This is a genomic window from Microbacterium sp. zg.Y909, from assembly GCF_024626565.1.
On record NZ_JANJFJ010000118.1, the window covers coordinates 1 to 11918 of the forward strand.

At 71.6% G+C, this 11918-nt stretch carries 13 protein-coding genes; 8 read left to right on the top strand and 5 right to left on the bottom strand.

The window, feature by feature from the left end; genetic code table 11:
- The first annotated feature begins 27 nt into the window (after positions 1–27).
- A complete protein-coding gene (locus tag NQ160_RS10445) occupies positions 28–231 on the top strand; it encodes a hypothetical protein (RefSeq protein WP_257515189.1) in 204 nt (67 codons plus the stop codon).
- Positions 228–1118, top strand: coding sequence for an SURF1 family cytochrome oxidase biogenesis protein (locus NQ160_RS10450; protein WP_257515179.1), 891 nt, complete (start codon positions 228–230; stop codon positions 1116–1118). Before NQ160_RS10445 ends, NQ160_RS10450 begins: the two co-directional genes overlap by 4 nt.
- An 81-nt stretch (positions 1119–1199) precedes the next feature.
- Here the strand turns inward: NQ160_RS10450 and NQ160_RS10455 are convergent, their stop codons facing one another.
- Entirely contained in the window at positions 1200–2798 is a 1599-nt protein-coding gene (locus tag NQ160_RS10455; RefSeq protein WP_257515190.1) for an ABC-F family ATP-binding cassette domain-containing protein, read from the bottom strand.
- A 171-nt stretch (positions 2799–2969) separates the two neighbouring features.
- Here NQ160_RS10455 and NQ160_RS10460 point away from each other — a divergent pair, with 171 nt between their 5' ends.
- Genes NQ160_RS10460 through NQ160_RS10485 form a run of 6 tightly spaced genes read left to right on the top strand, consistent with a single transcriptional unit; the run spans position 2970 to position 8526 of the window.
- Entirely contained in the window at positions 2970–3617 is a 648-nt protein-coding gene (locus NQ160_RS10460; RefSeq protein ID WP_257515180.1) for a DedA family protein, read from the top strand.
- Positions 3618–3647: 30 nt separating this feature from the next.
- Positions 3648–4673, top strand: a complete 1026-nt coding sequence (locus NQ160_RS10465; RefSeq protein ID WP_257515181.1) for an iron-siderophore ABC transporter substrate-binding protein — start codon at positions 3648–3650, stop codon at positions 4671–4673.
- Between the two features lie 5 nt (positions 4674–4678).
- On the top strand, positions 4679–5725 hold the full coding sequence (locus tag NQ160_RS10470; protein ID WP_257515182.1) for a FecCD family ABC transporter permease: 1047 nt from the start codon (positions 4679–4681) through the stop codon (positions 5723–5725).
- The gene (locus NQ160_RS10475; RefSeq protein WP_257515183.1) at positions 5722–6780 is read left to right on the top strand and encodes a FecCD family ABC transporter permease; all 1059 of its coding nucleotides are present in this window, start codon (positions 5722–5724) and stop codon (positions 6778–6780) included. The genes NQ160_RS10470 and NQ160_RS10475 overlap by 4 nt, the downstream gene beginning before the upstream one ends.
- Complete coding sequence (locus tag NQ160_RS10480; RefSeq protein WP_257515184.1) at positions 6777–7634, top strand: ABC transporter ATP-binding protein; 858 nt, start codon at positions 6777–6779, stop codon at positions 7632–7634. Before NQ160_RS10475 ends, NQ160_RS10480 begins: the two co-directional genes overlap by 4 nt.
- On the top strand, positions 7621–8526 hold the full coding sequence (locus NQ160_RS10485) for a siderophore-interacting protein (protein WP_257515185.1): 906 nt from the start codon (positions 7621–7623) through the stop codon (positions 8524–8526). Before NQ160_RS10480 ends, NQ160_RS10485 begins: the two co-directional genes overlap by 14 nt.
- Before the next feature lie 16 nt (positions 8527–8542).
- Here the strand turns inward: NQ160_RS10485 and NQ160_RS10490 are convergent, their stop codons facing one another.
- From NQ160_RS10490 to NQ160_RS10505, 4 genes are all read right to left on the bottom strand, one after another.
- The gene (locus NQ160_RS10490; RefSeq protein ID WP_257515186.1) at positions 8543–9907 is read right to left on the bottom strand and encodes an MFS transporter; all 1365 of its coding nucleotides are present in this window, start codon (positions 9905–9907) and stop codon (positions 8543–8545) included.
- Complete coding sequence (locus tag NQ160_RS10495) at positions 9904–11064, bottom strand: MalY/PatB family protein (RefSeq protein WP_257515187.1); 1161 nt, start codon at positions 11062–11064, stop codon at positions 9904–9906. Before NQ160_RS10495 ends, NQ160_RS10490 begins: the two co-directional genes overlap by 4 nt.
- Before the next feature lie 132 nt (positions 11065–11196).
- Positions 11197–11526, bottom strand: a complete 330-nt coding sequence (locus NQ160_RS10500) for a metal-sulfur cluster assembly factor (RefSeq protein ID WP_257515188.1) — start codon at positions 11524–11526, stop codon at positions 11197–11199.
- 9 nt (positions 11527–11535) lie between these two features.
- A partial coding sequence (locus tag NQ160_RS10505) for an ABC transporter ATP-binding protein (protein WP_374113645.1) occupies positions 11536–11918 on the bottom strand: 383 nt, incomplete at its 5' end.

The window sequence follows — 11918 nt, forward strand, 5'->3', positions numbered from 1 at the left end:
GCGTCCGCCTGCCCCCGGAGAACCGACGTGAACGAGACCATCTGCTCGCGCGCAGGCTGCCATGCCGACGCACAGTGGCTGGTGGTGTGGCGCAATCCGCGCATCCATCCCGAGGACCGACGCAAGCGCTGGGCCGCGTGCGATGAGCACGTGGCCTACCTGCGCGACTACCTCGTCGCGCGGGACTTCCCTGTGGCGGTCGAGCCGCTGACCGCGGCGGCTGCGCCGTGAGTCGGCGTCCGGTGCCGGCCGCCGTCCGGTGGTCGGGTTACGTGGCCGTGGCCGTGGTGTTCGCGATCGCCTGCGCCTACCTGTCGCACTGGCAGTTCGCACGCGGCGAGGAACGCTCCACGCAGCTCGAGCTGGTGGAGCGCAATTACGATGCCGCGGCGGTGCCGCTGGCGGAGCTGATCCCCGAATCAGGCGAGATGGATCCCGGCGACCAGTGGCACCCGGTCACCCTCGTCGGCGAGTACGCCGCCGATGACCAGCTGCTCGTCCGCAACCGGCCGCACGGAGGCACCGCAGCCTTCGAGGTGCTCGTGCCGTTCCACACCGACGACGGGCGCGTTCTGCTCGTGAACCGCGGATGGGTGCGCCCGGGAGCAGATCAGCCAGAACCCGACCACGTCCCCGCCGCGCCCGAAGGGCCGACGACGGTGGTCGTGCGACTGAAGGCCGGCGAAATGCTGCCGTCGTCAGGCCGATCGGCGCCCGAGGGTCAGGTCGCCACGATCCACCTTCCGCTGATCGCCGAGCTGATCGACGGCGGCGACGCCCTCATCGAGAGCGCGTACGGGCTGATGGCCAGCGAGGACCCGGCGCCCGCGGAGGCTCCGAACGCGATCGCGTCGCCCTCGGAGGACCCCGGGCCGCACCTGTCGTACGCGATCCAGTGGATCCTCTTCGCCGTCATGGGCTTCATCTTCATCGGCTACATGATCCGCACCGAGCTGCGCGTCCGCCGCGAGGAAGCGGCCGACCGTGCCGAAGCCGCCGCGCGCGCCGGCGGGGATGCCACGGGAGCCCGTGCCGTGCGGCGGCCGCGCCCCGCGAAGCGCCGCCGGGACCGCGACGCCGAGGCCGAAGACGCACTGATGGACCGCGCGGGCGGCTGACCCCCTCCGGGACCGTCGGAGCCGTGCGTCAGCCCGTATCGAGGCTGGACCGAGCCGAGCGTGCCGCCGTGGGCGGTGGGCTCAGGCGAGCGTGATGAGGTCGGCGTAGTCCCTGCCCCAGATGTCCTCGACGCCGTCCGGCAGGATGAGCACGCGCTCCGGGTTGAGCGCGTGCACGGCGCCCTCATCGTGCGAGACGAGCACGACGGCCCCCTCGTAGTGCGACAGGGCGTCGAGGATCTCCAGGCGTGACGCCGGGTCGAGGTTGTTGGTCGGCTCGTCCAGCAGCAGCATGTTGGCGCTGGAGACCACGAGCGTGGCGAGCGACAGTCGCGTCTTCTCGCCACCGGAGAGCACCGCGGCGGGCTTGAGCACGTCGTCGCCGGTGAACAGGAACGAGCCGAGCACCTTGCGCGCCTCGGTCGCGGTGATGTCGGGGGCGGCGGACATCATGTTCTCCAGCACCGACCGCGTGACGTCGAGGTTCTCGTGCTCCTGGGCGTAGTAGCCGATCTTCAGACCGTGCCCGGGCTCGAGCTGGCCCGTGTCGGGCTTGTCCACGCCGGCGAGAATGCGCAGCAGGGTCGTCTTTCCGGCGCCGTTCAGGCCCAGCACGACCACCTTGGACCCGCGGTCGATGGCGAGGTCGACGTCGGTGAAGATCTCCAGCGACCCGTAGGACTTCGACAGTCCGGATGCCATGAGAGGCGTCTTGCCGCACGGTGCGGGCTTGGGAAAGCGCAGCTTGGCGACGCGGTCCTCCTGGCGCACGTCGTCGAGGCCCGCGAGCATCTTCTCGGCGCGGGCGACCATCTGGTGCGCGGCGGCGGCCTTGGACGCCTTGGCGCCGAACCGGGCGGCCTGCTGCTGCAGCACCGTGGCCTTCTTCTCGACGTTGGCACGCTCCTTCTTGCGACGCTCCTCGTCGGCCACGCGCTGGCGCAGGTAGTTCTTCCAGTTCATGTTGTAGACGTCGATGACCTGGCGGTTGGCGTCGAGGTAGAACACGCGGTTGACCGTCTCGCCGACGAGCTCCACATCGTGCGAGATGACGATCAGGCCACCCTTGTAGTTCTTGAGGAACTCGCGCAGCCACACGACGCTGTCGGCGTCGAGGTGGTTGGTCGGCTCGTCGAGGATCATCGTCTGCGCGTCGGAGAAGAGGATGCGCGCGAGCTCGATGCGGCGGCGCTGCCCACCCGAGAGGGTCGACAGCGGCTGGTCGAGGATGCGGTCGGGCAGCGACAGGTTGTGCGCGATCGTCGCGGCTTCCGCCTCGGCCGTGTAACCACCGAGGGCCTCGAAGCGCTCGGTCAGATTGCCGTAGCGCTTCATGGCCTTGGCCGCGGCATCCTTGTCGTCCGAACCCATCGCCAGCGACGCCTCATGCATGCCGATCGCCAGCGAACCGAGTCCCCGCGCGTCGAGGATGCGGGTACGGGCGAGCATCTCGGGGTCGCCCGATCGCGGATCCTGCGGCAGGTAGCCGAGTTCCCCGGAGCGCTCGACCCGGCCGTCGGCGGGCAGCAGATCGCCGGCGAGCACCTTGGTGAGCGTGGTCTTTCCGGCGCCGTTGCGGCCGACGAGGCCGACCTTGTCGCCGTCGGAGACGCGGAAGGAGACGTCGGACATCAGCACGCGGGCGCCTACGCGGATCTCGAGGTCGTGCACGGCGAGCACAGCGAACGTCCGTTCTTCGTGGGGTGGTGGGGGGGTCGGCACAGGGCCAGCCCCCCAGTATACGTCGCGTGGCTGACCTCGCCGTCCGAGGGCCAAGACACCCCCACAGGATGACCGCCGTGCGACTTTCGACGGACGCCCCCGGCTCGCCGGCTCCGTAGCGTCGCCGATGTGGAGATCATCAATGAGCTCATCCTGCAGGCCGTCGCCTCGCCGTGGCTCTATCCCGTCATGTTCGCCGTCGCCGCGTTGGACGGGTTCTTCCCGCCGGTGCCCAGCGAGACGCTGCTCGTGGCGGCTGCGGCCGTCGCGGCATCCGCCGGCGGACCCGACGTCGTGCTGCTGTGCGCCGCCGCCGCAGCGGGCGCGGTGGTCGGCGACAACCTCGCGTACCTCCTGGGCCGCACCGTCGGCACCCGCCGGTGGCGGTGGCTGCAGCGCCCCAGGGTCGCCGCCGCCTTCGCGTGGGCGCATGGAACCCTCGAGAGACGCGGGGCGCTGCTCATCATCGGCGCGCGCTACATCCCCATCGGCCGGGTCGCCGTCAACATGTCCGCGGGCGCCGTGCGCTATCCCTGGCGTCGCTTTCTTCCACTGAGCATCGTGGCGGCGGTGAGCTGGACCCTCTACAGCACCGGGATCGGCCTGGTAGCCGGCCACTGGCTCGCCGACCAGCCCTTGCTGAGCGCGATCGCCGGGGTGCTCGTCGCGCTCCTCATCGGCCTCGTGGTGGACCGCGTCGCGGCGCGGCGACGCGCGCGTGCCGTGACGCCCGATGTGGATGCTCAGGAGGAAAGAGGTAAAGTAAGCCTGTCCTAACAACGGGACTCCCGCACACCGGAGGTATCAGTGCCCCGCACCCGTCTCGCCGTCGCCGCCCTCGCCGCGTCCGCGCTGCTCCTCTCGGGCTGCGCCGACACCGGCGCCGCCCCCGCCGAGGACGCAGCGCCCAGCGGATCGGACGGCGCATTCCCCGTCACCATCTCCCACGCGCTGGGCGAGACCACGATCACCGAGAAGCCCGAGCGCGTCGCGACCGTCGCCTGGGCCAACCACGAGGTGCCGCTCGCCCTCGGCGTCGTGCCGGTGGGCATGAGCAAGGCGACGTGGGGCGACGACGACGGCGACGGCGTGCTGCCGTGGGTCGAGGAGCGCCTCGAGGAGCTCGACGCCGAGACCCCGGTGCTGTTCGACGAGACCGACGGCATCGACTTCGAGGCCGTCGCCGACACGCAGCCGGACGTCATCCTCGCCGCATACTCCGGACTCACCCAGGAGGAGTACGAGACGCTCTCGAAGATCGCGCCGGTCGTCGCCTACCCCGACGTGGCGTGGGCGACCTCGTACGAGGACATGATCCGCCTGAACTCCGCCGCCCTGGGCATGGCGGACGAAGGCGAGCAGCTCGTCACCGACCTCGAAGCCCAGACGCAGGAGGCGCTGGCCGCCCACCCGCAGCTGGCCGACGCGAAGGTGCTGTTCTCCTACCTCGACCCGTCCGACTTCAGCAGCATCGGCTTCTACACCAGCCACGACACCCGGCCCGGGTTCCTCGAAGGACTGGGCCTTCCGACGCCCGACGTCGTGGCCGAGGAGTCCGAGGGCACCGAGGCCTTCTACCTCACCGTCAGCTCCGAGCAGGCGGACCGCTTCGCCGACGTCGACGTCTTCGTCACCTACGGCTCGGCCGACGGCGCGATCATCGAGCAGCTGCAGGCCGACCCGCTGCTGTCGCAGATCCCGGCGGTGGCCGAGGGTCGCATCGCCATCCTCGAGGATGGCACTCCGCTCGCGGCATCCGCCAACCCGTCCCCCCTGTCGATCGGCTGGGGCATCGACGAGTACTTCGCCGTGCTCGCAGCTCCCCTGCAATAGCGAGCGTGAACGCCCTCCGCGCGCAGACACCTCTGCCGGATGCCGCCGTCGTGCGGCGTCCGGCGGTGGTGCGTCTGGCGTGGGTGGGCGCAGGCGTGGCGCTGCTGGTCCTGTTGTCGGCGGCCTCGGTCGCCTTCGGCGTGCGTGACGTCTCGCCCCTCGAGGTCTTCCAGGGGCTGACGGGCCAGACCGACGGGATCGCGCAGGCGGCCGTCGTCGCCCGCATCCCCCGCACGGTGCTGGCGCTCATCGTCGGCGCGGCGCTGGCGATGAGCGGTGCGACGATGCAGGCGGTCACGCGCAATCCTCTGGCCGACCCCGGGATCCTGGGGGTCTCCGGCGGCGCGAGCCTGGCGGTGGTGGTCGGCATCGCGTTCTTCGGCCTGTCGGCGCCGTACAGCGTCATGGCCGTCGCGATAGCCGGGGCCGCGGGAGCGGCGGTGTTCGTCTACGCCGTCGGCTCGCTCGGCCGCGGCGGTGCCACTCCCCTGAAGCTCACCCTCGCCGGGGCGGCGACCTCGGCCGCCTTCACCTCTCTCGTGAGCGCCGTGCTGCTGCCGCGACTGGACGTGATGGAGACGTTCCGCTTCTGGCAGATCGGCGGCGTGGGCGGTGCCACCTGGGATCGCATCATCGCGCTGTCGCCCGTGCTCGCCCTGGGGGCCGCCGTCTGCCTGATCAGTGCCCGCGGCATGAACTCCCTCGCGCTCGGCGACGAGCTGGCCGCCGGTCTCGGCGAGAACGTCGCCCGCACGCGGCTGATCGCCGCCGCGGGCGCGATCGTGCTCTGCGGCGCGGCGACGGCCATCGCCGGTCCCATCGCCTTCGTGGGGCTCGTGATCCCCCACCTCTGCCGCTTGCTCGTGGGCACCGACCACCGCTGGCTGCTGCCCGTCTCCGCCCTCGCGGGCGCGTCGCTGCTGGTGGCCGCAGACGTGCTGGGGCGTGTCATCGCCCGGCCTGCCGAGCTCGAAGTCGGCATCCTCACCGCCGTCATCGGCGCCCCCGTCTTCATCTGGATCGTGCGACGCCAGCGGGTGAGGGAGCTGTGAGCACCGCGACCATCACGGGATCAGCGATCACGCCGGCCGCAGAGGTTGCCGCCGGTCGGCGCGCGCGGCAGCGGCGGCGAGCGCTGCTCACCGCCGTGCTCGCCCTCGCCGTCGTGCTCGTGTACGCCCTCAGCCTGATGATCGGCAAGACCTTCTACTCCCCCGCCGAGGTGCTGCGCGTCATCGCGGGCGAGACGGTACCGGGTGCGTCGTTCACCGTCGGCGAGCTGCGGCTGCCGCGAGCGACGCTGGGGCTCGTCGCCGGCTTCGCGTTCGGGCTCGCCGGCGTCACCTTCCAGACGATCCTGCGCAACCCGCTCGCCTCGCCCGACATCATCGGCATCACCTCCGGCGCGAGTGCCGCCGCCGTGGTCGGCATCATCGTGCTGTCGCTGGACGGGACGGCCGTCTCGCTCCTCGCGCTCGGCGGCGCTCTGCTGACCGCCGCCGCCATCTATCTGCTCTCCAACCGAGGGGGCTTCGCCGGCACCCGGCTGATCCTCATCGGCATCGGCGTCGCGGCGATGCTCGACAGCGTCGTGACGTACGTGCTGTCGCGGGCGGCGGCCTGGGACCTGCAGACCGCCATGCAGTGGCTGACCGGAAGCCTCAACGGCGCGACGTGGTCCACCGTCCTGCCGCTGGTCGTTGCGTCCGCCGTGGTCGGACCGATCATGCTCGCCCAGGGCCGCAACCTCGGCGTCCTGCGCCTCGGTGACGACACCGCCGCCGCCCTGGGGGTGCACGTCGGCCGCACCCGGGTGATGCTCATCGTCGGCGCCGTCGTGCTGCTCGCCTTCGCCACCGCCGCCGCGGGGCCCATCGCGTTCGTGGCGTTCATGGCCGGCCCGATCGCGGCTCGGCTCGTCGGATCGGGCGGATCGCTGCTGGTGCCGGCGGCGCTCATCGGTGCGCTGCTGGTGCTCGTGGCCGACCTCATCGGCCAGTTCGCCTTCGACAACCGCTACCCCGTGGGCGTCGTCACCGGCGTCCTCGGTGCCCCGTACCTCATCTACCTCCTCATCAGGACCAACCGCTCGGGAGGCGCGCTGTGAGCACCGCCCACACCCTCACCACCGAATCGCTGACGCTCGGGTACGGCGACCGCACCGTCATCGAAGGCCTCGACCTCGAGGTTCCGCCCGGACGCATCACGGCGATCGTCGGAGCCAACGGGTGCGGCAAGTCGACGCTCCTGCGCGCTCTCGCCCGCCTCGTCGCCCCGCAGGCTGGTCAGGTGCTGCTCGACGGCCGGTCGCTGCGCAGCCGGCCGACCAGGGAGGTCGCCCGCACCCTGGGCCTGCTCCCCCAGAGCCCCGTCGCACCCGAGGGCATCGCGGTCGCGGACCTCGTCGGTCGCGGCCGCCACCCGCACCAGAAGCTGCTCGCGCGGTGGAGCGAGCGGGACTACGCCGTCGTGGCGCAGGCCCTGCACGACACCGGCACGACGGAACTGGCCGATCGCCCGGTCGACGAGCTCTCCGGTGGACAGCGTCAGCGGGTGTGGATCGCGATGGCCCTGGCCCAGGAGACCGATGTGCTGCTGCTGGACGAGCCGACGACGTTCCTCGATGTGTCGCACCAGATCGAGGTGCTCGACCTGCTCACCGATCTCAACCGCAACAACGGCACGACCATCGTGATGGTGCTGCACGACATCAACCTCGCCGCGCGCTACGCCGACCATGTCTTCGCCGTGCGCAGCGGCCAGGTCGTCGCCAGCGGCGCCCCCGCCGACGTCATCACCGCCGACCTCATCCGCGACGTCTTCGCCCTCGAAGCCCTCGTCGTCCCCGACCCCGTGTCCGGTTCGCCCCTCGTGCTGCCCCGCGGCCGCCACCACGTGCAATCTGCGCCGGGGCCGCGCGTCCCCCCGACCTCGTCCGGAGAACCCGATGGCACCCGCTGAGACTTCCCGCTTCTTCCGCGCACATGTCACGGCGATCACCGATCTGACGCCGAGCTTCCGCCGCTTCACGTTCGCCGGTGATGACCTCGCCGACTTCGGCGACCCCGGATACGACCAGCGCATAAAGATCGTGTTCCCCGCCGCCGAGGCCGGCCTCGACGCCATGCCCACCGACGACCAGTGGTACCTGCGATGGCGCGAGCTGCCGGACGACGCCCGCCCGCCGTTTCGCACCTACACCACCCGCGCGGTGCGCAACGAGGCGGCCGAGGTCGATGTCGACATGGTCGCCCACGACGTGATCGGCCCCGCGTCGGAGTGGATCGCCCGCGCCGCCGTCGGCGACGAGGTGCTCATCTTCGCCCCCACCACCGCGCACCGGGGCGTGAGCTACGGCATCGACTTCGTGCCGCCCGCCCGCACCGACCACCTGCTGCTCGCGGGCGACGAGACCGCCGCTCCGGCGATCGCGACGATCCTGGAGCATCTTCCCCCCGACGCGCGCGGTGTCGTCGTCGTGGAGCTGCCCTGTGCGGCGGATGCCGCCTACCTCCCCCGCCACCCCGGGTTCGAATACCGCGTAGCCGGCCGGGACGACGCGCCGCGCAGCGCGCACCTGCTGGCCGAGGCCACCGACGCCGCCACGCACCTGGTCCCCGCCGGGCGGGGCGGCGACGTGGAGGAGGTCGATATCGACCACGGCATCCTGTGGGAGGTGCCCCGCACCGCCAAGGGCGGCGCCGCGCTCAAGAGCGCCCCGCTGTACGCGTGGCTGGCCGGCGAGTCCGGCGCGATCAAGACGCTGCGCCGGCGCCTGGTCGCCGAGCACGGCGTGGACCGCCGGGCGGTGGCGTTCATGGGCTACTGGCGGCTCGGGCGCGCCGAGAACTGACCCGCCCGTCGGCCCGTCAGACCCGGGTCTCCTCGTGGGCGTGTCCGAGACGCAGACCCGGCACGAGGCTCGCCAGCGCCACCGCGACGCCCAGGGCGAAGACGGCCGCGAACCCCGCGCCGGTCGCGGCGAACGCCGTGAAGACGAGCCCCATCGTCGCGATCACGACGGCGGATCCCACGGCATCCGAGATCGACAGCGCCGAAGAGTTGAATCCCTGGTTCTGCGGCGTCGAGTAGGCGAGCGTCAGCACGGTCAGGCGCGGGTACATCAACCCCATGCCGGCTCCCGCCAGGGACCAGATTGCGATGAGCAGGGCGGGGTGCAGCTCCCAGACCGCGGTGGCGAAGCCGGAGGCGATCGCGACGGCCAGCAGCGCGGTGCCGATCACGGTGATGCGCGCATTGCCGAGACGATCGCCCCACCGCCCCTGCACCGCTGCGGCGAGGGCCCACATCAGGGCTGCGGCGGTGAGACCGAGTCCTGCCCACACCGGTGAGAAGCCGTACTCGTCGATGAGGAGCTTCGGCACGTACACCTCCGCGCCGAAGAGGGCGCCGGCGATGAGGCCGCGCATCAGCACGACGCTGGGGAGCCCGCGGGCCGCGCGCAGGGTGCCCGCGGGCACCAGCGGGCGCACGGTGAGCACGAGCACGGCGATGGATGCCACGACGACCGCCGGCATCCACACGCCCGCGCTGCCGGCGAGGGTCAGCGCCAGCGCGCCGCCGGCGACCAGCGCCGCCCACAGCAGTCGCGTGCCCACAGGCGTGCGATCTGGCTGCGATGTGCCCAGGTATGTGCCCCTCAGCCGCAGCGACACCAGCGCGAAGGCGGCGAGGGTGAGGACGGCGACGCCGAGGAACACCCATCGCCAGTGGAGGAGCTCCGCCACGGCCCCCGCGAGCACCGGACCGACGAGGGAGGGGATCACCCACGCGGCGGAGAACGCCGCGAACACCCGGCCGTGCAGCCGGCCGGGGAAGACCCGCGCCACCACGACGTACAGCGCCACCGTCTGACCGCCGGTGCCGAGCCCTTGCAGCAGCCGGCCCGCGACGAGCGCCTCCATGCTCGGGGCGAGCCCCGCCACCACGAGGCCGGCGGCGAACAGCACGACGGCGGCGGTGAGCGGACCCAGCGGGCTCGAGCGGTCGCACCAGGCGCCGGCGACCACCATGCCGATGACGCTCGTCGCGACCGTCGCCGAGAAGGCCGCCGCGTACAGTGCCTCACCGTCGAGGTCGGCGCTGACGACCGGCATGACCGTCGTCACGGCCAGAGCCTGGGTGGCGGCGAGGAAGATCATCGCGACGGCGCCGAGGGTCACCCACACGTAGCCTGCGGACCAGATGCCTGCCGCCGTCCGGGTGTCGCTCATGCGCGGGCGAGGGCGGCGATGCGTCCGATCGCCTCGCGCAGCACCTCCGGTGCGCAGCCGATGTTGATGCGCACGTGGCCCGCGCCCTCCGCGCCGAACGCGGGGCCGTAGTGCAGGGCCACCTTCGCCTCACGCAGGATGGTCGCCGCGGGGTTGTCCCCCCAGCCGAGATCGGTCAGATCGACCCATGCCAGGAACCCGGCGTCCGGCATCCGGTAGCGCGCAGCAGGCAGCTGCTCGGCGACCAGGTCTGCCAGCAGTCGCCGGTTGTCGTCGAGGGCCGCCAGCAGCGAGGCGAGCCAGTCGTCGCTCTCCGGGGAGAAGGCCGCGACGTTCGCCAGCGCGCCGAAGAGCCCGGTGCGCCATTCCACCTCGGCGGGCAGACCCGTCAGCACGGCGGCGGTCTCGTCGGACCCGGCGACCATCACGGCGCACTTCAGGCCCGCGAGGTTGTAGGTCTTGCTGGCGCTGGTGACGGCGAAGCCGCTGCGCGCCGCCGCCGATGAGGCGTCGAGGTACGGGGTGAAGGTCACCCCGGGCTGGGTGAGCGGGGCGTGGATCTCATCGCTGATGACGGTGACCCCGTAGCGCTCGGCGAGCTCGGCCAGCGCCGCGAGGTCGTCGCGGGCGTGGACGGTGCCGGTGGGATTGTGCGGATTGCACAGCAGCATCGCCGATGCCCCCGCGGCGAACGCCCTCTGCAGCCCGGAGAAGTCCAGTCGCCACGCGTCGCCGGTGTCGTGCAGCGGGACGCGGCGCACGACGCCGCCCGCCTCTTCGATGCAGTCGCCGAAGGGCGGGTACACCGGCGGCGTGATCACGACCCCGTCGCCCGGGGCGATGACGCGCCGCAGCAGTTCGACGACGCCCATCATGACGTCGCCCGTCGAACGCACCCGCTCCGGCGCCACATCCCAGCCCCACCGTCGCCGCGCGTACCCGGCGAACGCGTCGCGGATGCCGGGGTCGGGCGGCGTGTAGCCGGTGTCCCCCGCCAGCACGGCGCGCTGCAGCACCTCGGTGATCGCCGGAGCCAGATCGAAGTCCAGCTCCGCGACGAACAGCGGCAGGACGTCATCGGGATAGGTGCGCCACTTCGTGCTGCTGCGTCGCCGCAGCTGCTCCAGCGGCGGAGCCTGGAGGGGGGTGGGTGTCACCGTTCCAGCTTGGCATGCCGCCGGCGCCCCCGGCGCGCGCGCCGGTCGTTGAGCGAGGACGCGCAGCGCCCGAGACGAAACGCGCAGGAATGCAAAGGGCCCGATGCCGTCTCACGGCATCGGGCCCTCACGTCAAATGGCGAAGCCGAGGGCGCGCATCATGTCGCGCCCATCGTCGGTGATGCGCTCGGGCCCCCACGGCGGCATCCACACCCAGTTGATGCGGAAGCGATCGACGACCTGGTCGAGCGACTGTGCGGTCTGCTCTTCCAGCACGTCGGTGAGCGGGCAGCCCGCCGAGGTGAGCGTCATGTGGATCACGAGAGCGTCGTTCTCGTCATCCCACGCGAGGTCGTAGATGAGGCCGAGGTCGACGACGTTGATCCCGAGCTCCGGGTCCATGACGTCTTTGAGCGCCTCGATGACCTCTTCGTACTTCTCTGTGGTGAGCGTCGCGGTCATGACGCGATCCTACGCGCCCGCGTCGGCGACGGGCTCGAGGTAGCGGTCGTAGCCTTCGCTCTCGAGACGGTCGGCGAGCTCGGGGCCGCCCTCCTCCGCGATGCGTCCCGCGACCATGACGTGCACGAAGTCGGGGCGGATGTAGCGGAGGATGCGCGTGTAGTGGGTGATGAGCAGCACGCCGAGGCCGGTGTTCTCCTTGGCGCGGTTGACGCCCTCGGAGACGATCTTCAGCGCGTCGACGTCAAGACCGGAGTCGGTCTCATCGAGCACCGCGAGCTTCGGCTTCAGCAGCTCGAGCTGCAGGATCTCGTGGCGCTTCTTCTCGCCGCCGGAGAAGCCCTCGTTGACGTTGCGCTGCGCGAACTTGGGGTCCATGCGCAGGTTCTTCA